The following is a 25,887-nucleotide window of genomic DNA, read 5'->3' on the forward strand; positions in this document are numbered from 1 at the left end:
TTGATTATATCAAATCTGCTAGTATTTTCTTTTTTACAAAATTATTTATATATTGAATCTATTTTCAAAAAAATCAATTGAGCTTCTAAAAAGTTATAAGAAATTTAATCTTTATTTTGGAACATTCTCAGATAAAATTTAACTAAATCTGGAATCTTTTTTATTCTTCGTGGTTCTTTTATCATTCTATATAACCATTCTAATCCTAGCTTTTGATAGAATTGAGGAGCTCTCTTTACTTCTCCAGCAAGAACATCAAAACTACCCCCCACGCCCATTAGTAACTTTGCATTAATAGATTCTATATTTCTCTTTATAAAAATTTCTTGCTTTGGAATACCCATTCCTACAAAAACAAGATCTGCTTTTTTATTATTAATATCTTCCACAATTTCTGATTCCATGTTCCAATCAAAATATCCATGATGATAACCTACTATTGCTGTTCCGAATTTATTTACAATATTTTCAGAGGCTTTCTTTACAGCTTCTTCTGTTGATCCTAAAAGATATACCTTATAATTTTGTTTTGTAGATAAACGCAACAAAAATTCCATCGTATCATAACCTGGGCATCTTTCCGTTTCAATACCTTTTTTCTTTAATAATTTGACTATCCCTACCCCATCTGGAATAGAAAAGGATGCCTCTTTTAAGGCTACAGAATACTCATTTCCTTTTATATATTCCATGTACATTAAAGCATTTAAAGTTACAATCCATAATTTATCTTCTAAAAATAATTTTTCTGCTATAAAATTATATATTTCTTTTTTTTCCCCACATAGAATAGTTAAACTATTCAATAAATATTCTATTGGCAAAATATTCACCTCATAAATATCTTTTTAATTGCTAGAAAACAATTTTTGGTTTACTATTCTTTTCAGAAAATATTTTAACATAATTACTAATAAATAAAGAATCTTTTTGTTAAATATTTCAAGTTTGCTTTTCTAAATAATAAAAAAGAAATAATTTAACATTTTACAGATGAAAAATAAAATTTGACCTAAAATTAACCAAATTCATTTACTTAAATTGTATAATACTTGAAGGTTGATTTTATAAAAATTGAATTAAATTAATTAGAAATAATTTTTAATCCTAGAAGGAGGAAATTAAACATGGAAAAAAGCCTAATATACCAAGATAAAAACGTTAAGAAATATTTAGTGAAGTTTGATAAAGAAGAAATTGATAAATTAGAAAATCGTATTGCAAAGTATATTAATAGCAATTATACTTTTGAAGGATTTAGAAAAGGTAAAGTTCCAAAAGATATCGTCAAATTACGTTTAGGTAATGAATTTCAAGAAATGCTTTTAGAAGAGGCAGAACATGAATTGGAACATAAAATATCTGAAGAAGAAAAGATTTTATTTCCAATTATCATAGAATCGAGTTCAATAGATAATGACATCATTGAGTTTGAAATAATTTTACATACATACCCAAATATAATTTCAACAAACTTTGAGGATATGGTTGTTAAAGTACCAGACTCAAAAGGTATCGTAGAAGAATACATAAATCAAAGATTAAATGAACTTTTGGAAAGCAATGTTATCTTAGAACCAAAAAATGGACCAATTGAATATGGTGATTTTGTTAGATTAGAATATTATGTTATAGATAGCCAAGGCAATATAATTGAAGAAAAAAATGAACTTGAAGTTGTTGTAAGAGAGCAAGATCCTAGGCCATTAATTAAAGCTCTTATTGGCAAATCTAATGGTGATGAATTTGAAGTAGAAATTCCTCAAAATGAAACCGAGAATGAAGAAAATAAAGAAACATTAATTACAAAAGCTAAAGTTGTCCAAATTTATTCGAGAAAAATGCCAGAACTAAACGACAATTTTGTAAAAGAACTTAATATTGAGGTGGAAACACTTTCTGATTTAAAAGAAAAGATTAGAAAAGAAGGGGAAGAGGCTGTTAAAGATTGGCAAGAACAATTTATCATCAACTATATTTTATCAGAAATACCCAATTATGTTGAAATAGAGATATCGCCAGAAACATTAAATTATTACGTTGAATCATCCATCAATGACCTAAAAACTAAAGGAAATTATGAAAGTCAATTAGAGAAATTTAATAATGACGAAAACAAACTCATCGAAGATATAAAGAATAGCGCATTAAAATGGATAAAAGAAATAATTGTTATAGAAAATATTGCTAATGAGAATAACATTACGGTCACTGAGGAAGAACTTAATCAAGCAATCAAAAATTTTGGTAGTATGTATGGACTTTCGTATGCAAGAGCATTAGAAATTGTTAATTCTAATCATCAAATTTTAGAAGAACTAGCATGGAATGAATTACGAATCAAAGTTGCTAAGTTTATTAAGGAAATGGTTAAGATTGAAGAAATTGAAGACACCGAAAAATCTAATGAAGATAAAGAAGCCGACGAACTAATTAATCAAGATCAGGAAAATCAGATATCAGAAGAAACTAATGAACAAAATATGAAAGACTCTACTCAGGAGTAGACAAAAACCTTTTTTTTTGGTAGAATATACATGTCAGTAAAGTGGGGACGTGGTGAAGCTGGTTATCATGCCGGTCTGTCACACCGGTGGCCGCGGGTTCGAGTCCCGTCGTCCCCGCCAGTATTATATATATATAACAATGGCAACGTAGCCAAGGGGCCTAAGGCGGCGGTCTGCAAAATCGCTATTCGAGGGTTCAAATCCCTCCGTTGCCTCCATATTTATAAATTAATTTCACCTTGAATTTCAAAGAGTTCAAGAAAATGTTAAAAGCGGGTAATAATAATTACCCGCTTTTCTTTCCTAACAATAAGTTTATATGTAAATATAATTAAAATACTGAATAAGCATAGAAACTTCGCTAAAGAAATAATTCTTCTTTTGATTTTTAAAACCTGTAGTTTTTCTTCATTGAATATTCTAACAATTTAAAATTCTTTTTCTATTACCATATTATCTCTATGAATTATCTCTTCAGGTCCAAATTTTTCGTTAAATAAATGTATTTCTTCTGTTTTTTTACCAATTATCAATTTTATTTCTTCAGATGAGTAATTAACTAAACCTTTGCCAATATTTTCTCTTTTTTCATTAAGAATTCTAACCAAATCTCCAGCAATAAAAACACCTTTTACTTCATTAATTCCAACAGCAAGAAGACTTTTACCACTTAAAAGAGCCTTTTGTGCACCTTCATCTACTATTACTTCACCTTTTGGTTTTAAACTGAAGTTTATCCATCTTTTCCTCTTACTTAATTTTTTTCCTTTTGGAATAAACGTTGTTCCAATATTAAACATGTTAGATTCTATACTATCTATAACTCGAATAATTACATCTTTCTCATAGCTTGGGGCAATAACCATGGGGATCCCCGCACTCAACGAGATTTTAGCAGCTTTTATCTTTGAATTCATCCCACCAGTCCCTAACTTTCCAGCTTTTCCATTTGCCAAGTTTTCAATTTCTAAATTGACTTCCTCCACAACTCTAATTATTGAATTAGGATCGTTTAAATTCTTTAATAAACCTGATACATCAGAAAGTATAATAAGCAAATCAGCTTCAATTAAACTTGCTACTTGAGCAGATAAAACATCATTATCGCCAAATTTAATTTCTAAAGTAGCTGTAGTGTCGTTTTCATTTATGATTGGAATTATATTAAACTTTAAAAGCTGATTAATAGTGTTATAAGCATTAAGATATCGTCTCCTATTAGCAAAGTCTTCTCCTGTTATTAATATTTGAGCACATTTTAAATTATTTTCATTAAAATGCTTATTATAGGTAGATATCAAAAGGCCTTGACCTATAGCAGCGCATGCCTGTTTTTCAATTAGTAAACTTGGTTTCTTTTTATAGCCTAATTCTGCCATACCAGCAGCAATTGCCCCGGAAGAAACAATAACGATATCTTTACCAACTTTTTTTAACGTACTAACTTGTTCGACTATGTTTCTGATTTTGTCTTCATCTATTCCATTTTCATTGCTTAAAGAACTACTTCCAACTTTTATTACAATTTCAGAGATATTTTCATTCAAATAGATCACCAACCATTTTTCATAGATCTAACATACTGATAATTTTATTTTTTAATGACTCAGTAGTACCTTTTCCTTTTAGATCTGGTGTGAGAATATTTTTATCTTCTACAGCTTTTTCAATTGCAAATTCCAACTTTTTTGCAAGTTGATACTCTTCCAAATATTCCAAAAGCATAACGGATGAACGTAATAAGGCAATAGGATTAGCAATTCCTTTACCCGCAATATCTGGAGCTGAACCATGAACTGCTTCGAATACTGCTATCTCATCCCCAATATTTGCCCCAGGGGCTAATCCCAAGCCTCCTATAAGTCCAGCGGCAAGATCAGATAAAATGTCTCCATATAAATTTGGACAAACTATCACATCATACTTTTCTGGATTTAAAACAAGTTGCATACTCATATTATCAACTATTTTTTCTTCATATTCTACTTCTGGGTAGTTATTCGAAATATTTCGGATAGATTGTAAAAATAATCCGTCAGTTAATTTTTGAATGTTTGCTTTATGGACAGCTGTTACTTTTTTTCTATCGTGCCTCCGAGCATAATCAAAAGCATATTTTGCTATTTTTTCGCTCGCAGCCCTAGTAATAACTCTTACAGCGCAAGAAGTAGACTCATCAATTGAATATTCAATTCCTTTATAAAGACATTCTGTATTTTCTCTAATTATCACTAAATCAATTTTTTCAAATTTATTATTGATTCCAGGTAAACTTTTAACTGGTCTAAGGTTGGCGTACAAATTTAATTTTTCTCTTAGAGTAACGTTTACACTTCGAAATCCTTCTCCTACCGGTGTTGTAATAGGACCTTTTAAAGCAACTTTGTTTCTCTTTATAGATTCTAAAACAACCTCTGGCAAAGGTGTCCCATATTTCTTTATAGCTTTAGCACCTGCGTCAACCATTTCCCAAGATATTGGTGCTTTTAGTTTATCAAAAACTTCTATAACAACTTGCGTTATTTCTGGACCAATTCCATCACCAGGTATCAACGTTACCTTATGCATTAAATCACCTACTTATTTTAATTAAAAATTTTTTAATCAATCTTTCTGAATTCTAAAGAACCATATTTTTTATAGAAGTTCACAAGTCCACCTGAATTTAAAATTTCTAACATCTCATTAGAAAGAGGGTGTATCTCTAAAATCTTATTTTTTGTAATGTTTTCTACAATTCCTTTTTGTAAATCCACTTTTATGTAATCACCTTCTTCGATATTATCGGTTGAAACTTCTATAACAGGTAAACCTATATTTATAGCATTTCTAAAAAAAATACGAGCAAATGATTTAGCTAAAACCGCACCAATTCCTGCTTGCTTTATCACTAGAGGAGCTTGTTCTCTAGAGGAACCACATCCAAAGTTTTCTCCTGCTACAATAAAATCTCCTTTTTTAATTTCATAATAAAAATTAGGCCTTAAATCCTCCATTAAATGAACTGCCAATTCATTCATATCTATTGTGGCAAATTTATATTTTCCAGATATTATATAATCAGTATTTACATTGTCTCCAAACTTATGTGCATGCCCTGTCAACTGCATAACAGCTAAACCTCCTTTGAATCTATTTAGTTATTTTAGTCATAAGTATTTTCTAGGATCTGTAATTTTTCCCTCAATACAAGATGCCGCAACTGTTGCGGGTGAAGCAAGGTAAATGAAAGCTTTATTATTCCCCATTCGTCCTTTAAAATTTCTATTAGCTGTTGAAATAACATTTTCTCCATCTGACGGGACACCATTATGTGTTCCAACACAAGGTCCACATCCTGGAGCAACAATAGTCGCACCTGCTTTGATCAAAGTTTGAATGACACCTTCGTCTATTGCTTCAAGAAGTATTTTTCTAGATGCCGGAGCTACTATTAGTCGAACTTGCGAACCAATCTTCTTACCTTTTAGTATTTTCGCAGCTATTCTCAAGTCTTCAAGTCTACCGTTTGTACAAGTTCCTAGTAAGCCTTGCTGAATTGGAATACCTTCTACCTCGCTAATAGAACTTACATTGTCAACAGTATGTGGTTTAGCGACTTGAGGCTCCAAATAACTAACATCAAAATTATAAATTTTTTCATATTTGGCTCCATCATCTGATTGGTATGTTTTAAACTCCTTATATGTACGGTTTTTTAGCCATTCTAAAACTTTATCGTCAGCTTTCATTAATCCAACTTTTGCTCCCATTTCTACAGCCATATTAGATAGAGTAAATCTTGCGTCAACTGACAACTCATCTATGACATTTCCTTCAAACTCAATTGCTTTATATGTTGCACCATTAGCAGTCAATTCCTTAATAATATACAAAATAATATCTTTTGAGTAAACACCAAAAGGTAAATCACCATTTATAAATATTTTGATAGTCTCTGGGACTTTAAACCATAGTTTACCACTTGCCATAGCTATCGCCAAATCAGTTGAACCTACACCAGTAGAAAAACAGTTAATTGCCCCATATGTACAAGTATGTGAATCTGCACCAATTACAATTTGACCTGGAAGAGCATGACCTTGTTCTGGCACAAGTTGATGACAAATACCGTCTCCTATATCATAAAAAAATATGTTATTTTGATTTCTAAAGTTTCTCATTAACTTATGCAATGCGGATACTTTTTCTGAAGGACTAGGTGAGTTGTGATCAATAACCATTGCAATTCTTTTTGAATCAAAAACAGAGTTAGCTCCTACTTCCTCAAAAGTCTTGATTGCCAATGGGGAAGTACCATCTTGTCCCATCATAAAATCAACGTCAACTATTACTAACTCTCCTGCTTCTACGTCTCTTTTCAAGTGATCACTAAAAATTTTCTCAGAAATTGTTTTAGCTTTTGGCATTATTCCCTTTTTCCTCCTTCATTTCTTTATATAAATACATTAGTTCTTTATCAAACAAAGATCTTTTTAATTGTACGGAAAGAGCTCTAACTTTCTCTAACATTTTTTCACTTTCTTCAGCTGTTAGCTCAATTCCATACTCTTTAAACTTGGCTATGATTGCATGTTTTCCGGAATGTTTTCCAATTAAAATTTGTCTTTGTAGGCCAACTTCTTCAGGACTAAAAGATTCATATGTATTAGAATCTTTTAAGACTCCATCAGTGTGTATTCCAGATTCATGAGTAAACACATTGTGACCTACGATGGCTTTTGATAACGGAAGCGGCCTTCCAGAAGCAGAAGAAACATACTCACAAATTTCTCTTAGCATCTCTGTTTTTATGCCCAAATCTAATTTATATATATACTTTAATGCCATAATAACTTCTTCTAATGCCGCATTACCTGCCCTTTCACCTAAACCATTAACCGTCACTCCTGCATATTTTGCACCAGCTTTAATACCCGCTAATGTATTTGCTGTAGCCATACCAAAATCATCGTGTGTATGTGTTTCAACATCTATTCCAACTTCTTCTATAATTATTTTTATTCGTTCATAAATAGAAAAAGGATCTTCCATCCCTACCGTATCACAATATCTTAACCTATCTGCACCTGCTTCCTTTGCTTCTTTAGCAAATTTTAGTAGAAATTTCATATCACTTCTTGAAGCATCTTCTGCATTAACCGATACATACAATTTGGATTTTTTAGCATATTGTGTTGCCTTAACCATGCTTTGTAAAACCCATTCTCTATCTTTCTTTAATTTATGTTTAATATGAATATCTGAAGTAGATATAGAAATAGCAACCGCATCAACACCACAGTCAAGCGATTCATCGATATCACTTATAACTGCTCTATTCCATCCCATAACGCTTACTCCAAGGTCCAGACTGCATATCTTTTTTATAGCTTCTTTTTCATCTCCACCCATTGTTGGTATTCCAGCTTCAATTTGGTAAACGCCTAGTTCAGCTAACATTTTTGCAATCTGAACTTTCTCTTCATTAGCAAAAACTACCCCGGCAGTTTGTTCTCCATCTCTTAAAGTGGTATCAACTATAAAAACGTTTTTCATAATTAACGGTACACCTTTTTCAATCATCTAGAGTGTACCCACCCTCCTTTTTGTAAAAAATGAACAACATAAAATTTTTTCTATTATATATTAAAGCGCTAAAATTATCAAGTAGAAGGTAAACACTTTTGTAATATTAAGGATAAACAGGAACAATCTCCAAAGCAGTATTTTCTGGAATACCTAATAAAATATTCATATTTTGTACAGCTTGGCCACTAGCTCCCTTAACCAAATTATCTATAGCAGACATTATTATTAAAGTATTAGTTTTTTTATCAAATTCAAAACCTATCTCGCAAAAATTCGAACCGTAAACATCTTTGGTTGAAGGATATAATCCAGGTTTAAGAATTCTAATAAATTGCTCTTCTTTGTAGTAATTTTTATATATAATGTATAATTCTTCAATTGTTATATTTATATCACATTTACAATAAATAGTACTTAATATTCCTCTAGTCATAGGTACAAGATGAGGCGTAAAAACTATATTGACACTACCTTCTTGCATTTTTGATAATTCCTGCTCCATTTCTGGAACGTGCCTATGCTTTGCTACATTATAAGGTTTCAAATTCTCATTACATTCTGAAAATAGGTTTCCGTATTTTGGTTCATGTCCTGAACCAGAGACACCAGATTTTGAGTCAATAATTATTGTATTATCTTTTATAAGTTTGTTCTTCATTACCGGCATTAATCCTAATAAAACACTTGTTGGATAACATCCCGGATTTCCAACTATTTGCGCATATTGTATCTTATCTCGATATATTTCAGGTAATCCATAAATTCTGTTGAATTTTTCATATAATGTAACTTCTTCTTTTGGGAAATACCATTGCTTATAGATTTCATAATCGTCAAACCTAAAAGACGATCCTAAATCAATTATTTTCTTTTGAGAGCCAGTGATCATTTTTGCCAATTTAAACGCATACTCAGAAGGCAAAGTATTAAATATTAAGTCGCATAATCCTACGGCCTTTTCTAAATTTAATTTTTCAAGAGGTATTTTACAAAAATTTTCTAAACTGGGGTACACATCTGAAATTGTATTTTCATCAAAACTCCTGGAAGTTAAATACACAATATTCACATATGGATGTTTTGATAGTAAACGAATTAGTTCTAAACCTGTATATCCAGTTGCACCAAGAATTCCTACATTCATCATATTTCCTCCCATTTTGCAGACCCTATAGTTTTTCTATTTTTTAAAATATTCTCAAGATCTAAAATTTCGTATACATCCTCGTTTATTAAATTGCTGAATTTCTTGAATTCTTCTAAACTTAATTTTTCTAAAGGACTATTTTTCTCAATTGCATACCTAACAATTTTTCCAACAACTTCATGAGCATCTCTAAATGGCAATCCTTTTTTTACAAGATAATCTGCAAGATCTGTAGCATTCATATATCCACTTTTTGTTGCCTTTTCCATATTTTTATTTTTTATCTTCATGCTTTTTATCATACCAATAAATATTTTCAAACATCCTTTAAGAGTATCGATTGTATCAAACATAGGTTCTTTATCTTCTTGCATATCTTTATTGTATGCAAGAGGTAATCCTTTCATAACGGTAAGTAAAGTTATTAAGTTTCCATATACTCGTCCGGTTTTTCCCCTAATCAGCTCTGCGGAATCAGGGTTTTTCTTTTGGGGCATAATACTACTTCCAGTTGAATAATTTTCATCAAGCTCAATGAAGTTAAATTCCTGTGTTGACCATAGTATGATCTCTTCACAAAATCTACTTAAATGCATCATTATTAATGAAGAAGATGAGAGAAATTCAATTATAAAGTCTCTATCACTGACAGCATCAATACTGTTATTAGAAATTTCCTTGAAACCTAGTAAAGAAGCAACATATGTACGATCTATGTCAAAAGATGTACCTGCCAAGGCACCAGATCCCAAAGGCATAACGTCTATTCTCTTATATAAATCATTCAGTCTAGATATATCTCTATCAAACATTTCTACATAAGCTAATAAATGATGAGAAAAGGTAATGGGTTGCGCTCTTTGCAAATGCGTATAACCTGGAAATAGTGTATTTCTATATTTCTCAGATAAATCATTTAAAACATCGTTGACTTCTTCTAAAAGGCCGATTATTTCTTTAACTTCTTTTTTTAAATATAACCTTTCATCAGTAGCTATGAGATCATTTCTACTTCTTCCTGTATGCAATTTTTTCGCTGTACTTCCTATCTTTTCAAATAAAAGTTCTTCAATTAGAGTATGAACATCTTCTATATCTGGAATATTTTCAAATTTAATTTTCTTAATTTCTTCCAATCCTGTTTTTATAATATTGAATTCTTGATCGTTTAATACGCCTGCTTTGTTTAAACCAGCCGCATGAGCTATTGAAACATCTACTTCATAAGGTAAAAGCCTTATATCGACTGATATAGAAGAATTAAAAATCTCCATTTCCGGATTTGTTCCTTTATCAAACCTACCTCCCCAAAGCTTCATCTTACTCCTCCTAAACATTTTAGTTTATTTCATTCAGAAATTCTAAAATCTGTACTATATATAAGTTTTTGATTTGGTTATTTTTGCAAAATACCTCCCTACTTCTAATCCTCGCTAACTCGTAATTTCTTTGATTTTTTGTTACTTGTACCCAAGCAAGGGAAAAAGCTTTGCCCTGACCCAATTTTATATTCAAAACATCATTCTTAAAAAATAATCTTTTCTAAAGTCGCTAATTTTAGTGTGTATGAACGAATTGAAAAATACGATAATTTACCTTCACATATTCTATAATTAATTTTTTATTAATTAATTAGACACTTAAGTAATAGATTCTTTCTCTTCTTTTTTGTTAATTATTTTATCTTTATTTATTTTAAGTAATTGATAGGCTCTCATTTTTAATGGGAGACCAAACAAATTGATAAATCCTTCTGCATCTTTCTGATCGTACACTGAATCTTTTCCAAAAGTAGCTAATTCTTCATTATACAATGAATAAGGAGATTCAATTCCAGAAGTAATGATATTACCTTTGTACAATTTTAATTTTACTTTTCCAGTTACTACACTTTGAGTTTCTTCAACAAAAGCATCTAAAGCTTCTCTTAATTGTGAAAACCACAATCCATTATAAACTAAATCGGCATATTTTTGTGCAACAATATCTTTAAATCTAGCTGTTTCTTTATCAATAACCAACGATTCAAGCTCTTTATGAGCATAATATAAAATTGTTCCTCCTGGAGTTTCGTAGACACCACGTGATTTCATTCCTACTAGTCTATTTTCTACTATATCTGCAATTCCTATACCGTTTCTGGCTCCAATCGTATTAATTTCTTCTATAAGTTCTACTGGATCAAATTCCTTATCATTCACTTTTACCGGAATTCCCTTCTTGAATTCAATTGTAATATATTCAGGACAATCAGGGGCTTTTTCTGGAGGAACAACCATTTCAAAAAGAGTATCTTTTGGTTCATTTTTTGGATCTTCTAGATCTCCTCCTTCATGACTGATATGCCACAAATTTTTATCAACACTGTAAATTTTTTCTTTAGAAACACTTATAGGTATCCCTTTTTTTATTGCATATTCAATTTCTTCTTCCCTTGACTTAATATTCCAAACTCTCCATGGAGCAATAATTTTAATTGTTGGATCCAAAGCTTTTATAGATACTTCAAATCTTACTTGATCATTTCCTTTTCCTGTACAACCATGCGCTATATATTTCGCATTCTCCTTATGAGCAATTTCAACTAACTTCTTTGCTATCAAAGGTCTTGCAAAAGATGTTCCTAATAAATATTTACCCTCATAAATTGCTCCTGATTTTAATGTAGGATATATATAATTAACAACAAACTCTTCTTTCACATCTTCCAAATATACCTTGCTTGCTCCACTTTTTATAGCTTTCTCTTTTATCATTTGTGTTTCTGAACCCTGCCCAACATCTATGCATGCTGCAATAACTTCACATTTATAATTCTCCTTTAGCCAAGGTACAATAATTGAAGTATCTAATCCTCCCGAATAAGCTAAAATTACCTTTTCTCCTTCTAATATCATTTATATTCCTCCTTTATTAAATTATTAATACCACTTTAGAAATTCCAAAACTTGTACTTTATATAAATTTCGTTTTTGATTTTTTTACAAAATACTTTCCTACTTTTAATCCTCACTAACTCTTAATTTCTTTAAATTTTTCGCTACTTATAGCTAGCAATGCAGAAAGGACTCCTCACTAAACCCATTAAAATTTTAAAATCCAATTTTTAGAAAATCTACATTTCTAAAATCATAATAAATTATTAAAACTTTCTTTAATAACATGCATCTTAAACACATAAAATTACATTTTATTTTTTTCAATAGACTTCTTGAAAAGTCTCATCTAAAATATCAACTGCCACTGAGATATCTTTTTTTGTTACAATGAGAGGAGGAACAAACCTTAATATATTGTTGCTAACGGCATTTATAAGAAGTCCCTTTTCTAGCGCAACTTGAACAACGTTATATGCTTTATCCACATTCAATTCACAACCTATCATTAAACCTTTACCTTTAATTTTTTCAATACAATGGTACTTTTCTTTTAGTCTCAAAAGTTCGGATTTAAAATAATTTCCCTGTATTTGTACGTTTTCTAAAAACGAATCTTCTGAAACTATGTTCATTACTGTTTTCCCCACTGCACAAGCTAACGGATTACCTCCAAAAGTTGATGCATGATCCCCAGGAGAAAAGACATTAGCCTTTTTATTGGCCACTACTGCTCCAATCGGAAACCCTCCTCCTAACCCTTTAGCTAACGTCATAATGTCAGGCTCAACACCATAATGTTCGTATGCAAAAAGTTTTCCAGTTCTTGCTATACCAGTCTGAACTTCATCAAAAATCAAAAGGATATCGTACTCATCACACAACTTTCTCACTTCTGTTAAATATGTTTGGTCTGCTTCATTGATTCCACCTTCCCCCTGAATTACCTCTAAAATTATTGCACAAGTAGAATCGTTGATTGCATTTTTTAAATCATCAATATCGTTATAATTAACATACTTAAATCCTCCAACTAAAGGTTTAAAATATTTTTGATATTTTTCCTGACCTGTTGCAGTAAGCGCTCCATATGTTCTACCATGAAATGAATTGTGCGCAGCAATAACTTCATTCCTTTTTTCTCCATATTTAAGATAACTATACTTTCTAGATAATTTCAATGCTCCTTCATTTGCTTCAGCACCACTATTACAAAAAAACACACAATCTCCAAATGATTTTTCACACAAGATATTTGCTAAATCAATTTGATTTTCATTCCAATATAGATTAGAACAGTGCATTAATTTATTTGCTTGACTAACAATTGTTGAAACGATTTTTGGATGAGCATGACCTAAGCAATTTACTGCAATACCTGCAACAAAATCAAGATATTCTTTTCCTTCATTATCAAATACTTTAATTCCCTCGCCTTTTACTAATTCAATAGGATTTCTTGAATAAGTATTCATCAGATATTTACTACTCTCATTAATTTTCTTCATAACTATTCTCCTTTACAATCATTGTCCCAATACCTTCTTTGGTAAATATCTCCAAAATTAATGAATGGGGTATCCTTCCATCAATTATGTGGGCACTTTCTACCCCTTCTTCAATAGCCTTGACACAACATTTCAATTTGGGTATCATCCCCTCGGTAATAAAATGTGAATTTAAAAGTTCTTTTGATTCTTGATAGTTAATTTTTGAAATAATACTTCTCTCATCATTTCTATCTTTTAAAACACCTGAAACATCTGTTAATAAAACAAACTTTTCTGCTTTCAATATAGATGCAATCTTGCCAGCTGCCGTATCAGCGTTTACATTATAGGTGTTTCCATCCCTTCCAATGGCACATGGAGCAATTACTGGAATGTATCCATTTTCTAAAATCATCATAAGAAAATCTTTGTTAATGTCAATAATTTCCCCCACATAGCCAATATCTCCATTCGATATATCTTTCTCAGCGATTAATAAGTTTGCATCTTTACCACTTAACCCAACAGCATTTCCTCCATGTTTATTTATCAAAGAAGTTATTTCTTTATTTATTTTTCCTACTAAGACCATTTCTACAATTTCCATTGTTTCTCTATCAGTTACCCTTAATCCATTAACAAAATTTGATTCGATATTTACCCTTTTCAACATTTTATTAATTTCTGGCCCCCCACCATGAACAACAACAGGATGTAAACCAACATATTTCATTAATACTATATCTTGCATTATTAAGGTTTTAATTTGTTCATTCTCCATAGCCTTACCTCCATACTTAATGACAACTATTTTTCCAGAAAAATGTTTAATATATGGTAAGGCTTCAACTAAAACATTTGCTTTTTCAATTTCATCATTATACATACGTCCAAAATTCATGTTCTATATCCTCCATTAATCTTGACATAATCATAGGTTAAATCGCATCCCCAAGCAACTGCATTACTTTTTCCCTCATTCAAATCCAAAATTATTGTAATATCCTTACAACTTAATATATCCTTTGCTTTTTCTTCGTTAAAGAAAATATAGCTTCCGTTTTTACAAACTTGCACCTCCCCTTTTAAACTTTTAAACCATATATCAACTTTGCTTTGATCAAATTCTGCACCAGAATAACCTGCTGCTGCCATAATTCTTCCCCAATTAGCATCTTGACCAAATATCGCTGTTTTCACTAAATTTGAACTAGTAATTGATCTAGCAATTAAATTAGCACTTTTTTGAGATATGGCATTTATTACTTGAACCTCTAAGAATTTAGTTGCTCCTTCGCCATCCATTGCTATCATTTTTGCTAAATTTCTATTTACCTCATCTACAGCACTTTGAAAAATATCAAATGTTGCAGTGTCTGTGAGTATTTCTTCATTCTTTGCTTCGCCATTTGCTAAAATTATTGCAGTATCGTTGGTGCTTGTATCTCTATCTACCGAAATCATATTATAAGTTTTACTAACAGATTCTTTCAAAGAAGTACATAAAGCTGATTTTGAAATATTTGCATCAGTTAGTATAAATGAAAGCATTGTAGCCATATTGGGATGTATCATTCCTGAACCTTTTGCAACACCCATCAAAGTTATTATTGATTCACCAATCTGTATTTTTTTTGAATATATTTTAGGAAAAGTATCGGTAGTCATTATTGAATTCGCAAAATCAAATATATCAGAACTATTATTTAGATTTTGGTAAATTTCTTCAATTCCATGTAAGATTTTTTCTAATGGCAAAGGAACTCCTATTACACCTGTTGAACAAATTAACACATTATTAAAATCAATATTTAATAATGATGCAACCTTTTCCACTATTTTCACTGCATGCATATATCCTTCCTCACCCGTACATGCATTAGCGTTTCCACTATTTACGATTACTGCTTGAGCTTCATTGTTTATAATATTATTCATACTCAAAAGAACAGGTGCGGCTTTAACTTTATTTGTAGTGAAAACTGCAGCAGCATTTGCTTTAGATTCAGAATAAATTAATCCCAAATCTTTTTTTGCTTTCTTTACGCCACAATGAATTCCGTGGATTTTAAATCCTAAAGGTAAAGAAACAGAATCATCAATAACTTTAGTTTTTTCCATATTCGTAAATGCCTCCCTTTTTTTGATTAATCTTTAATATCATCTATAACTTTATTACTTAGATAATGGTTTTAATCTTTAAAAAATGCTTATAAAACACCAGCCTCAACTAAAAATACTTTCCCTTTAAACAATTGAATGTTTTGTACAGAAGGATAAGAGAAAACAAAGTTCTATACAAATAAAAAAACGGCCACATCTATAAAGATGCAGCCGCATGGATTACTAAAAGGAATTGTCCTTTTAATTAGTGAGTAAGCACCAAGCTCCGGTGCTTACAATCCACCGGCTGTCTTGGCGCCTCCTATTATTATTTAAATTAGTTAATTGGAAAAAAATATTTTTGCATAAAAAGACCTTTAATAAATTAATAAAAATTTCGTTCATGTAAAGGAAAAACTCCTTTGTTGTAAAATTGAATTTATTATATCAAATAAAAAAATATTTGTCAAATGAAAAATTAAATTAATTTTAATTAATTTTATCAAATCTATCCTAATAATTATTTTTGTAAAATAAATAAAATATATAATATACTTTGAATATGATAATTAATTATAGTATAATCACAAAAAATAATCACAAAAAAGGGGATATGAGAAATTGTGAGTAAAAATAATTCTATTAAGTGCTCATATTTAGGTCCTGCAGGCACATACAGTGAAATAGCTGCAAAAAAGTTTTTTGGAGAGAATAACGTATTTATAGCAAAAAATACCATTGCCGATGTATTTGATAGTGTTACAACTGCCGAAGCCGATTATGGAGTAGTCCCCATTGAAAATTCTATTGAAGGATCAGTAAATATGACTATGGATCTTCTTTTCGAAATACCAAATATACGAGTTGTAGGGGAATGTGTTATTCCTATACGCCATTTTCTTTTATCTTATGAAAAAATCGAATTGGATAAAATACGAACATTATGCTCGCATCAACAAGCTATAGGTCAATGTAGTAAATTTATTAGAAGTTATTTAAAAGATCCTGAAATAATATTTACTGCAAGTACATCTAATGCATGCCATATAATCAAAAGTATTCCAAACAGCGCTGCCATTGCCTCTGAGAATGTAATTCAAATTTATAACTTATATACAATAGCAAAAGATATTCAAGATTCTTTAGTTAACGCTACCAGATTCTTCATAATCTCTAAGATAAATAATAATAATAATAATAATAATAATAATAATATATATAATTTTGATGATTACTATAGTTTTGAGTCCTACAAAACATCTATAATTTGTTGTCCTAAATTTAATAAAGCAGGCGTTTTATATTCTATATTAAAAAACTTTACAAGAAAAAATATTAATTTAACTAGAATAGAATCTCGACCAACAAAAAAACAACTGGGAGAATACTCTTTTTACATAGATTTTGAGGGGTCTATTGCAGATAATAAAGTTAAAAGAGCATTAATAAAAATAGAACAAATGAGCTCTTTTTTTAAAATATTGGGAAGTTATAAAAAATGGATTGAATAACATTGTTAATATGTACTATATAAGATAATTTAATTTATATATTAATCTCCTAACTTTCTTCAAGATTTTGCTTTCATCAAAACAATTTACTCGCAACTTTATGGTAACATTTTTGTTAATAGAGTAAATATTAGTTTACTTATTTATGAATTTTTTATCCAATTCCTCATAGCATAATATTTATACACCTATTAAGCTTAATCATGATTTTTTGTATAAATCTTTGCAAAATTAAAGATTTTGTTGTATAATCACAAATAATTACAATTAATCTCGAATAGTTACCAATAATTTGCCATAATGAAAAATTTTTCAACATTGTCTTAACTATGAAGAATTTTACATTATTTTTGTTTATATTTATTTAATTTCTATTTTATTTGAAATGAATTCTACCGGGGTTTTTTCTATTTATTTTTCTAAATATGGGAGGTGTAAAGTTGAATAGTGATCAAATCAAAAAAGGGGTTGAAAAGGCTCCTCATAGGTCCTTATTATATGCCTTAGGACTAACAAAAAACGATCTGAACAAGCCGATAATAGGAATAGCTCATGCATCAAACGACATTATTCCGGGACATAAACACTTAAATGAATTGTGCGAATTTGTTAAAAAAGGTGTTTCTTCTGCAGGTGGCATTCCACTTGCATTTTCGACTATTGGAATATGTGATGGTATAGCTATGGGACATATCGGAATGAAGTATTCTCTTCCTAGCAGGGACTTAATAGCTGATTCTATCGAATCTGTTGTTAGAGCTTATCAATTCGATGGGCTTGTTTTAATTCCTAATTGTGACAAAATAGTCCCGGGGATGTTGATGGCCGCATTAAGATTAAATCTTCCAACAATTATTATTAGCGGAGGGCCAATGCTTGCAGGAAATTACCAAGGTAAAAAGATTGATTTACATGATATGTTTGAAGCAGTAGGATTAATAAAGGCCAATAAAATCTCTTTGGAAGAATTAGAAGAGTTGGAAAAGTCTGCCTGTCCAGGATATGGTTCGTGTGCTGGCATGTTCACTGCAAATTCCATGAACTGTATTACTGAGGCTTTAGGAATATCTCTACCTGGAAACGGAACTATTCCAGCGGTTTTTTCTGAAAGAAGAAGACTAGCTACAGAAAGTGGAGAAATAATTGTGGAACTTGTAAATAAAAACATTAAAATTTCAGATATTATTTCAAAAGAATCTTTTGAAAATGCTTTAACTTTAGACATGGCTCTAGGTTGTTCAACCAATACAGCTTTACATTTACCTGCTATTGCTCATGAAGCAGGGATAGATTTCAACTTAGACGTAATCAATGAAGTTAGTGAAAGAACTCCACATCTTTGCAGTTTAACTCCTGCTGGAATTAATCATATTGAGGATCTCTACTTTGCAGGGGGCATACCAGCTGTAATGAAAGAATTATCTAAAAATGATTTACTTCATTTAGAGTGTTTAACAGTTACCGGTAAGACACTCAAAGAAACTATTGATTCTGTAAAATACGTGAATCATGATGTAATAAGACCCATTCAAAATCCATATCATAAAGATGGAGGAATAGCTGTCTTAAAGGGAAATATTGCTCCTCAAGGAGCTGTTGTAAAACAAATAGCAGTAGCAGATGAAATGCTAATTCATAAAGGTCCTGCTAAAGTTTTTAAGAAAGAAGAAGAGGCTATTAAAGCTATATTCGAAGGAAAAATCAAAGAAGGAGACGTCATCGTTATTTTATACGAAGGTCCAAAGGGGGGACCAGGTATGAGAGAAATGCTTGCGGCTACTTCAGCTTTAGCTGGAATGGGATTAGATAAAAGTGTAGCCTTGATAACAGACGGAAGATTTTCTGGAGCTACCAGAGGAGCAGCTATTGGTCATGTTTCTCCAGAAGCAGCTGCTGGTGGCCCGATAGGGATAGTAAGAGACGGAGACATTATATGCATAAACATTCCAGAGAAAACTCTTAATTTGGAAATTTCATCAGAAGAATTAGAAGAAAGAATTACAAAGTTTCATCCAACTAATCCAATTGTTGACGGTTATCTAGGACGATATAGTAAAATGGTTCAACCTTCAGATAAGGGAGCTTTTTTAATGTAAATAAGTGGAGGTGTTCTTATGGCTAAACTCTCAGGAGCTAGGATTCTAATTGAATCTTTATTGAGAGAAGATGTTGATATCATATTTGGCTACCCTGGAGGAAAAGTAATTCCTCTATATGATGAGTTGTATGATGCTCCGATTAAACATGTGTTAGTTAGACATGAACAAGCAGCTGTTCACGCAGCTGATGGATATTCCAGAAGCACCGGAAAGGTAGGAGTATGTATAGCTACTTCCGGCCCAGGAGCTACGAATTTAGTTACTGGACTCGCTAATGCCTATATGGATTCAGTTCCAGTTATTGCCTTTACTGGACAAGCTCCTACACATTTAATTGGAACCGATTCATTCCAAGAAATAGACATTAGAGGAATAACTCTTCCTATCACTAAACATAATTATATGGTATCTAGTATAAAAGATTTAGCAAAAGTAATAAAGGAAGCCTTTTATATAGCAAGAACAGGGAGACCAGGCCCCGTACTCATTGATTTACCTGTTGACATTATAAAATCACAATATGACTATAACTATCCAGATAAAGTTAGTTTACCTGGATACCAGCCAACTTATGAAGGAAATTATATGCAAATAAAAACTGCTGCTGAATTTATCAATAATGCTCGTCGACCGTTAATTTTTGCTGGGGGTGGAGTATTAAGTTCAAATGCTTCTAATGAATTAGTTACCCTAGCTAAGAAAGGAAGAATTCCTGTAACTAATTCTTTAATGGGTCTTGGTTCATTCCCATTAACTGATGAGTTTTCTTTAGGAATGGTCGGAATGCATGGTACAAAATATGCAAATTTTGCCATTTCCGAATGCGATTTACTCATTGCCATTGGAGTTCGCTTTGACGATAGGGTAACAGGTAGAGTAGATAAATTTGCACCCAATGCAACAATAATTCACATTGATATTGATCCTGCTGAAATTAACAAAAATATCAAAGTTGATATCCCCATAGTCGGAGATGCAAAAAATATTTTGAATAAATTAATTCCTTTTATAAAAACTGAAGAAAGAACGGAATGGTTAAATACAATTCAAGAGTGGAAAAAAGAATTTCCTTTATCTTATAATCATGGAGAGTCAAATATTAAACCGCAATTCATTCTAGAAAAATTAAACGAAATAGTAAAGAAAAATTCAATAATTGTAACGGATGTAGGACAGCATCAAATGTGGGCTGCTCAATATCTAACTTTTTTAAAGCCCCGATCCTTCATATCTTCTGGTGGCTTGGGAACTATGGGATTTGGTCTACCTGCCAGTATAGGAGCTCAGTTAGGAAATCCTGATTTACCAGTTATCTGTATATCAGGAGATGGCGGTTTTCAAATGAATATACAAGAATTAGCAACTATTAGCAACAACAATCTTCCTATTAAAATTATAATTTTCAACAATGGTACATTAGGAATGGTAAGACAATGGCAAGAACTTTTCTTTAATGAAAGGTATTCACATACTTTAATCCACAACCCCGATTTCGTAAAAATAGCTCAAGCATACGATATTAAAGCAATCAAAATAAATCAAAAAAAAGATGTTGAAAAAGCTATCAAAGAAGCACTAAATTTTCCTGGACCAATGTTACTTGACTTCGCTATTCCTCAAGATGAGAATGTATTTCCTATGGTACCTGAAGGAGCGTCTTTGGAGGAAATGTTAGATTATAAAAATGTTCTTAAAGAAACAGAAATTTGAGGTGATTGAGGATGAAACATATACTATCCGTAACTGTTTCTAATCAACCTGCTGTACTTGCTAGAATTTCCGGACTTTTTAGTCGAAGAAACTTTAATATTCTAAGTTTAAATGTTGGAGAAACTGAAAAACCAGAATTTTCAAGAATGACCATAGTAGTTGAAGGAGATGATCGAACACTTGAGCAAGTTAAAAAGCAACTATATAAATTAATCGACGTTATAAAAGTTACTGAATTAAATCAATCTAATATGGTTGAAAGAGATATGGCGTTAATTAAGGTAAACTGTAATAAAAATATGCGTACACAATTAATTCAAGTCGTAAATGTATTTAGAGGAAAAATAGTGGATCTATCCCCAGAAACTGTAACAATTGAAGTTACAGGTGACGAAAGTAAGATAAATGCACTAATAGAGTTATTAAAAGATTTTGGAATAAAAGAAGTAGTACGTACAGGTATAGTAGCTTTAGATAGAGAACTATCGTCTTCGAGTACTACTAAAGTAAAAAATTAACTTATATGTTCTTATAAAAAAATTACATAAAAAGGAGAGGATAAGAATGTTAGCAATTTTTTATGAAAAAGATGCAGATTTAAGTATTTTAAAAGATAAAACAATTGCTGTACTAGGATATGGAAGTCAAGGTCATGCTCAAGCACAAAATCTTAAAGATAGCGGTTTAAAAGTTATTATTGGCCTAAAAAAAGACAGCAAAAGTAAAATCATTGCGCAAAAAGATGGTTTTGAAGTATATGAAACATCAGAAGCAGTCAAACGGGCAGATATTATTCAAATACTTATTCCCGATGAAGTACAAAGTGAGGTTTACAAAAAAGATATAGAACCCAATCTTAAAGAGGGTGATTCAATTGGCTTTTCGCATGGATTCAATATTCATTTTGGACAAATAGTCCCTCCAACAAATGTAGACGTTTTTATGGTAGCTCCAAAAGGCCCTGGGCATTTAGTTAGAAGAATGTATGTTGAAAATAAGGGTGTTCCCGGATTATTAGCTGTAGAACAAGATTTTAGTGGAAAAGCTAAAGAAATAGGATTAGCCTATGCTAAAGGTATTGGATGTACGAGAGCAGGTGTAATTAAAACGACCTTTAAGGAAGAAACTGAAACTGATTTATTTGGAGAACAGGCAGTATTATGTGGAGGTTTAACTTCACTAATAAAAGCAGGTTTTGAAACCTTAGTGGAAGCAGGTTATCAACCAGAAATAGCTTATTTTGAATGTTTGAATGAAATGAAATTAATTGTTGATTTAATTTACGAAGGTGGACTTAAAAAGATGAGATATTCAATAAGTGATACAGCACAATATGGTGATTTGACAGTAGGACCAAAAGTAATAGATGATAATGTTAAAAAAACAATGAAAGAAGTATTAAAAAACATTCAAAATGGGAATTTTGCAAGAGATTGGATATTAGAAAATCATGCAAATAGGCCTGTATTTAACTCTTTAACAAAAAAAGACAATGAATCTCTTTTAGAACAAGTTGGAGATAAATTACGAGCTATGATGCCTTGGATTGAAAAATAGGAGTGTGATATCTCTTGAGAAAAATAAAGGTTTTTGATACAACATTAAGAGATGGGGAACAATCCCCTGGTGTAAACTTGACTAAAGAAGAAAAATTAGCTATTGCTGAACAACTATCCATGCTTAAAGTAGATGTAATTGAAGCTGGGTTTCCTATATCCTCACAGGGAGATTTCGAAAGTGTTAAAACAATAGCAGAAAAAATTAGGGATGTCGAAATTGCAGCTTTAGCACGTGCAAATTATAAAGATATAGATTGTGCGTGGGAAGCAATTCAAGATGCAGAAAATCCAAGAATTCACGTATTTATTGCTACATCTCCAATTCATATGAAATATAAACTCAATATGACACCGAATCAAGTAATTGAAAGAGCTGTTGATGCAGTTAAATATGCTTCAAAATACACTCAAAACATAGAATTTTCTGCTGAAGACGCTTCAAGAAGCGATTTAGAATTTTTATATCTGATTTTTGAAAAAGTCATCCAAGCTGGTGCCACCGTAATTAATGTTCCAGATACTGTGGGATATGCTATCCCCCAAGAATTTGGTACTTTTATTAAAAAAATCAAAGAAAATACAAAAGGAATAGATAAAGTAGAACTCAGTGTACACTGTCATAATGATCTTGGAATGGCAACTGCAAACACTGTTGCTGCAGTAATAAATGGTGCGGATCAAGTTGAAGTAGCAGTAAATGGTATTGGAGAAAGAGCTGGAAATAGTGCATTAGAAGAAGTTATAATGACTTTTGTCACTAGAAAGGACTTCTTTAAAGACATCATTGTAACTCAAGATACTAGTCAAATTATTAAATTGAGCACTATGGTATCTAATTTTACTGGAATGCCTGTACAACCAAATAAAGCTATTGTAGGTAAGAACGCTTTTGCTCATGAATCAGGAATTCATCAAGATGGACTCATTAAAGAAAGAACAACTTATGAAATTATGGATGCTAAAAGTATAGGTCTAAAAAATAATTCGCTAGTTCTTGGAAAACATTCTGGAAGACATGCTTTTAAAGAATACTTAAATGCTTCGGGATATAAAGTCGACGAGGATACTTTTGAAAAATTGTTTAACAAATTTAAGAATCTTGCAGACAAAAAAAAGAATTTATCAAACGCCGATATAGACGCTTTGATTAGCGATGAAATATATAAAGTTGAAGATTATTATGTTCTAGATTATGTATCTGTTAATACAGGAAATACAGTATTGCCTACCGCAACAATAAAAATTAAAGTTGGAGATCAGGTTATTCAAAAAGCAGCTTGTAGTGGTGACGGACCAATAGATGCTATTTTCAAGACAATCAATGAGGTTGTTGACATCCCAAGCATTTCATTAGTATCTTATAAAATCGAGGCTATTACTGAGGGAACTGATGCTCTTGGTGAAGCCATAGTGAAACTTAAAATTGAGGATGAGATATATACCGGAAGATCAGTCGAATCAGACGTTACTTATGCTAGTAGTTTAGCATATATAAACGCATTAAATAAATATATTTCAAAAAAACAAAAAAAGGTTAGAAATGTTTAGGAAAGAGAGGAATAAAAATGACAATTGTAGAAAAAATTTTAGCCTCACATTCTAATAAAAGTAAACTCAACCCTGGTGAGATAGTTAACGCTAAAGTTGACTTAATATTGGGAAATGATGTTACAGCGCCTGTTGCCATTAACGAATTTAGAAAAATTGGAATTAATAAAGTCTTTGATATAGATAAAATAGCGCTTGTTCCAGACCACTTTACTCCAAATAAAGATATTAAGTCTGCTGAAAATTCTCTTCTTATAAGAAATTTTGCAAAAGAGATGCAAATAACTAATTACTTTGAAGTTGGGAGAGTTGGAATTGAACATTGTTTACTTCCTGAAAAAGGGTTGGTAGCTCCAGGTGAAATTATAATTGGTGCCGACTCTCACACCTGTACTTATGGAGCATTAAACGCCTTAGCTACGGGTGTGGGAAGTACCGACATTGCTGCTGCTATGGCAACAGGATTTTTATGGTTTAGAGTTCCTGAAACAATTAAAATAATATACAAAGGAAAATTAAAACCATGGGTTAGTGGAAAAGACTTGATATTATATACTATTGGACAAATTGGTGTTGATGGTGCTCTATATAAGTCTATAGAATTTAGCGGTGAAACTATTAAAAATCTATCTATAGATTCAAGAATGACAATGGCAAATATGGCAATTGAAGCAGGAGCTAAATGTGGTTTATTTGAATATGACGACAAAACTAAAGAATATTTAGAGGCACGAGTCACTCGAGATTATTCACCTATAGCAAGTGATAAAGATTCAATTTATGACAAGATTCTTGAATTTGATGTTTCAAATATAGAACCTCAAATTGCATTTCCTCATCTTCCTGAAAATACAAGACCTGTACAAGAAGCCAAAAATATTAAAATTGATCAAGCAGTTATAGGATCATGTACAAATGGAAGAATTGAAGATTTAAGAATCGCAGCACAGATATTCAAAGATCATAAAGTACATCCAGATGTAAGATGTATTATTTTTCCAGGAACACAAGAAATTTATATAAATGCACTAAAAGAAGGCCTTATAGAAATTTTCATAAATGCTGGCGCTGCGGTAAGTACTCCAACCTGTGGACCATGTCTAGGTGGTCACATGGGAGTTTTAGCAAAAGGAGAAAAAGCTATTTCCACTACAAATAGAAACTTTGTTGGAAGAATGGGACACCCTCAAAGTGAAGTGTACTTATCAAATCCAGCCGTCGCAGCCGCCTCTGCTATTAAAGGTTATATTGCTCATCCTGAGGAGGTCTTATAATGAAATTAAAAGGAAAAGTTTTTAAATATGGAGACAATGTTGATACAGATGTCATCATACCTGCACGATATTTAAATAATCCAGATCCTGCTGTTTTAGCTCAACATTGTATGGAAGATATCGATAAAAATTTTGTTAAAGAAGTAAAAAATGGTGACATAATTGTAGCAGGCAAAAATTTTGGTTCAGGAAGTTCAAGAGAACATGCTCCACTTGCTATAAAAGCTGCTGGGATATCGTGCGTTATTGCAGAGAGTTTTGCAAGAATTTTTTATAGAAATGCTATAAATATTGGTTTACCAATTTTAATATCTAAAGAAGCTTCACAAAATATTAAAAATGGTTCTATAGTTGAAATAGATTTATCTACAGGTCTCATAAGAGATCTTAACTCCAATAAAGAATACAAAGCTGAGCCATATCCAGCATTTTTACAGGAAATAATAGAAGCTGGAGGTCTAATTGAAAAAATTAAAAGGGAGGTTAATTAAT

General features: G+C 31.3%; 21 protein-coding genes and 2 tRNA genes. 11 read left to right on the forward strand and 12 right to left on the reverse strand.

All coding sequences use genetic code 11. The features are described from left to right. Positions 1-104: 104 nt before the first annotated feature. Positions 105-824, reverse strand: a complete 720-nt coding sequence (locus DTL3_RS07205) for a WecB/TagA/CpsF family glycosyltransferase (RefSeq protein WP_052670429.1) — start codon at positions 822-824, stop codon at positions 105-107. A gap of 303 nt (positions 825-1,127) precedes the next feature. On the opposite strand from DTL3_RS07205, the gene DTL3_RS07210 reads away from it, so the two are divergent. The 3 genes from DTL3_RS07210 (at position 1,128) to DTL3_RS07220 (ending at position 2,725) form a co-directional block, all read left to right on the forward strand. Then, positions 1,128-2,507, forward strand: coding sequence for a trigger factor (locus tag DTL3_RS07210; protein ID WP_045088136.1), 1,380 nt, complete (start codon positions 1,128-1,130; stop codon positions 2,505-2,507). 43 nt (positions 2,508-2,550) lie between these two features. After that, a tRNA-Asp gene (locus DTL3_RS07215) sits at positions 2,551-2,627 on the forward strand. A 21-nt stretch (positions 2,628-2,648) separates the two neighbouring features. After that, positions 2,649-2,725 (forward strand) — tRNA-Cys (locus DTL3_RS07220). Between the two features lie 210 nt (positions 2,726-2,935). Here DTL3_RS07220 and proB read toward each other — a convergent pair. The 11 genes from proB to argJ form a co-directional block, all read right to left on the reverse strand. Then, entirely contained in the window at positions 2,936-4,054 is a 1,119-nt protein-coding gene (gene proB, locus DTL3_RS07225; protein WP_197539516.1) for a glutamate 5-kinase, read from the reverse strand. Positions 4,055-4,073: 19 nt separating this feature from the next. Then, positions 4,074-5,075, reverse strand: a complete 1,002-nt coding sequence (locus DTL3_RS07230) for an isocitrate/isopropylmalate dehydrogenase family protein (protein ID WP_045088137.1) — start codon at positions 5,073-5,075, stop codon at positions 4,074-4,076. A gap of 32 nt (positions 5,076-5,107) precedes the next feature. After that, positions 5,108-5,617: a 3-isopropylmalate dehydratase small subunit gene (locus tag DTL3_RS07235; protein WP_045088138.1), complete on the reverse strand. Its 510-nt coding sequence runs from the start codon at positions 5,615-5,617 to the stop codon at positions 5,108-5,110. 39 nt (positions 5,618-5,656) lie between these two features. Continuing rightward, the gene (locus DTL3_RS07240; protein ID WP_045088139.1) at positions 5,657-6,916 is read right to left on the reverse strand and encodes a 3-isopropylmalate dehydratase large subunit; all 1,260 of its coding nucleotides are present in this window, start codon (positions 6,914-6,916) and stop codon (positions 5,657-5,659) included. Further along, positions 6,903-8,072: a homocitrate synthase gene (nifV, locus tag DTL3_RS07245; protein ID WP_231854000.1), complete on the reverse strand. Its 1,170-nt coding sequence runs from the start codon at positions 8,070-8,072 to the stop codon at positions 6,903-6,905. Before nifV ends, DTL3_RS07240 begins: the two co-directional genes overlap by 14 nt. A 109-nt stretch (positions 8,073-8,181) precedes the next feature. Continuing rightward, entirely contained in the window at positions 8,182-9,225 is a 1,044-nt protein-coding gene (gene argC, locus DTL3_RS07250; RefSeq protein WP_045088140.1) for an N-acetyl-gamma-glutamyl-phosphate reductase, read from the reverse strand. Beyond that, on the reverse strand, positions 9,222-10,544 hold the full coding sequence (gene argH, locus DTL3_RS07255; protein ID WP_045088141.1) for an argininosuccinate lyase: 1,323 nt from the start codon (positions 10,542-10,544) through the stop codon (positions 9,222-9,224). Before argH ends, argC begins: the two co-directional genes overlap by 4 nt. 321 nt (positions 10,545-10,865) lie before the next feature. Then, positions 10,866-12,119, reverse strand: a complete 1,254-nt coding sequence (locus DTL3_RS07260) for an argininosuccinate synthase (RefSeq protein WP_045088690.1) — start codon at positions 12,117-12,119, stop codon at positions 10,866-10,868. A gap of 305 nt (positions 12,120-12,424) precedes the next feature. Next, positions 12,425-13,609 (reverse strand): acetylornithine transaminase, encoded by a 1,185-nt coding sequence (locus DTL3_RS07265; protein WP_045088142.1) that lies wholly within the window; start codon positions 13,607-13,609, stop codon positions 12,425-12,427. Then, complete coding sequence (gene argB / locus DTL3_RS07270) at positions 13,596-14,492, reverse strand: acetylglutamate kinase (protein WP_045088143.1); 897 nt, start codon at positions 14,490-14,492, stop codon at positions 13,596-13,598. Before argB ends, DTL3_RS07265 begins: the two co-directional genes overlap by 14 nt. After that, the gene (gene argJ, locus DTL3_RS07275; RefSeq protein WP_045088144.1) at positions 14,489-15,712 is read right to left on the reverse strand and encodes a bifunctional glutamate N-acetyltransferase/amino-acid acetyltransferase ArgJ; all 1,224 of its coding nucleotides are present in this window, start codon (positions 15,710-15,712) and stop codon (positions 14,489-14,491) included. The genes argB and argJ overlap by 4 nt, the downstream gene beginning before the upstream one ends. A gap of 605 nt (positions 15,713-16,317) precedes the next feature. On the opposite strand from argJ, the gene pheA reads away from it, so the two are divergent. From pheA to leuD, 8 genes are all read left to right on the forward strand, one after another. Beyond that, positions 16,318-17,205 carry a prephenate dehydratase gene (gene pheA / locus DTL3_RS07280; RefSeq protein ID WP_052670430.1) on the forward strand — a complete coding sequence of 296 codons (888 nt, stop codon included), beginning with the start codon at positions 16,318-16,320 and terminating at the stop codon, positions 17,203-17,205. Positions 17,206-17,645: 440 nt separating this feature from the next. Then, positions 17,646-19,301 carry a dihydroxy-acid dehydratase gene (gene ilvD / locus DTL3_RS07285; RefSeq protein ID WP_045088145.1) on the forward strand — a complete coding sequence of 552 codons (1,656 nt, stop codon included), beginning with the start codon at positions 17,646-17,648 and terminating at the stop codon, positions 19,299-19,301. A gap of 18 nt (positions 19,302-19,319) precedes the next feature. Then, entirely contained in the window at positions 19,320-21,014 is a 1,695-nt protein-coding gene (gene ilvB / locus DTL3_RS07290; RefSeq protein WP_045088146.1) for a biosynthetic-type acetolactate synthase large subunit, read from the forward strand. Positions 21,015-21,025: 11 nt separating this feature from the next. Continuing rightward, on the forward strand, positions 21,026-21,532 hold the full coding sequence (gene ilvN, locus DTL3_RS07295) for an acetolactate synthase small subunit (protein WP_045088147.1): 507 nt from the start codon (positions 21,026-21,028) through the stop codon (positions 21,530-21,532). Between the two features lie 46 nt (positions 21,533-21,578). Further along, positions 21,579-22,571, forward strand: a complete 993-nt coding sequence (gene ilvC / locus DTL3_RS07300; RefSeq protein ID WP_062198236.1) for a ketol-acid reductoisomerase — start codon at positions 21,579-21,581, stop codon at positions 22,569-22,571. Between the two features lie 14 nt (positions 22,572-22,585). Continuing rightward, on the forward strand, positions 22,586-24,121 hold the full coding sequence (locus DTL3_RS07305) for a 2-isopropylmalate synthase (RefSeq protein ID WP_045088148.1): 1,536 nt from the start codon (positions 22,586-22,588) through the stop codon (positions 24,119-24,121). A gap of 11 nt (positions 24,122-24,132) precedes the next feature. Further along, positions 24,133-25,395, forward strand: coding sequence for a 3-isopropylmalate dehydratase large subunit (gene leuC, locus DTL3_RS07310; protein ID WP_045088149.1), 1,263 nt, complete (start codon positions 24,133-24,135; stop codon positions 25,393-25,395). Then, positions 25,395-25,886, forward strand: coding sequence for a 3-isopropylmalate dehydratase small subunit (leuD, locus tag DTL3_RS07315; RefSeq protein WP_045088150.1), 492 nt, complete (start codon positions 25,395-25,397; stop codon positions 25,884-25,886). The genes leuC and leuD overlap by 1 nt, the downstream gene beginning before the upstream one ends. Position 25,887: the final 1 nt, after the last annotated feature.

This window comes from Defluviitoga tunisiensis (assembly GCF_000953715.1).
Lineage (GTDB): Bacteria > Thermotogota > Thermotogae > Petrotogales > Petrotogaceae > Defluviitoga > Defluviitoga tunisiensis.

Coding starts and splice junctions, on each gene's coding strand:
- DTL3_RS07210 (WP_045088136.1), top strand. CDS start 1,128: ATGGAAAAAAGCCTAATATACCAAGATAAAAACGTTAAGAAATATTTA.
- DTL3_RS07230 (WP_045088137.1), bottom strand. CDS start 5,075: ATGCATAAGGTAACGTTGATACCTGGTGATGGAATTGGTCCAGAAATA.
- DTL3_RS07235 (WP_045088138.1), bottom strand. CDS start 5,617: ATGCAGTTGACAGGGCATGCACATAAGTTTGGAGACAATGTAAATACT.
- DTL3_RS07240 (WP_045088139.1), bottom strand. CDS start 6,916: ATGCCAAAAGCTAAAACAATTTCTGAGAAAATTTTTAGTGATCACTTG.
- nifV (WP_231854000.1), bottom strand. CDS start 8,072: ATGATTGAAAAAGGTGTACCGTTAATTATGAAAAACGTTTTTATAGTT.
- argC (WP_045088140.1), bottom strand. CDS start 9,225: ATGATGAATGTAGGAATTCTTGGTGCAACTGGATATACAGGTTTAGAA.
- argH (WP_045088141.1), bottom strand. CDS start 10,544: ATGAAGCTTTGGGGAGGTAGGTTTGATAAAGGAACAAATCCGGAAATG.
- DTL3_RS07265 (WP_045088142.1), bottom strand. CDS start 13,609: ATGAAGAAAATTAATGAGAGTAGTAAATATCTGATGAATACTTATTCA.
- argB (WP_045088143.1), bottom strand. CDS start 14,492: ATGAATTTTGGACGTATGTATAATGATGAAATTGAAAAAGCAAATGTT.
- argJ (WP_045088144.1), bottom strand. CDS start 15,712: ATGGAAAAAACTAAAGTTATTGATGATTCTGTTTCTTTACCTTTAGGA.
- ilvB (WP_045088146.1), top strand. CDS start 19,320: ATGGCTAAACTCTCAGGAGCTAGGATTCTAATTGAATCTTTATTGAGA.
- ilvN (WP_045088147.1), top strand. CDS start 21,026: ATGAAACATATACTATCCGTAACTGTTTCTAATCAACCTGCTGTACTT.
- ilvC (WP_062198236.1), top strand. CDS start 21,579: ATGTTAGCAATTTTTTATGAAAAAGATGCAGATTTAAGTATTTTAAAA.
- leuD (WP_045088150.1), top strand. CDS start 25,395: ATGAAATTAAAAGGAAAAGTTTTTAAATATGGAGACAATGTTGATACA.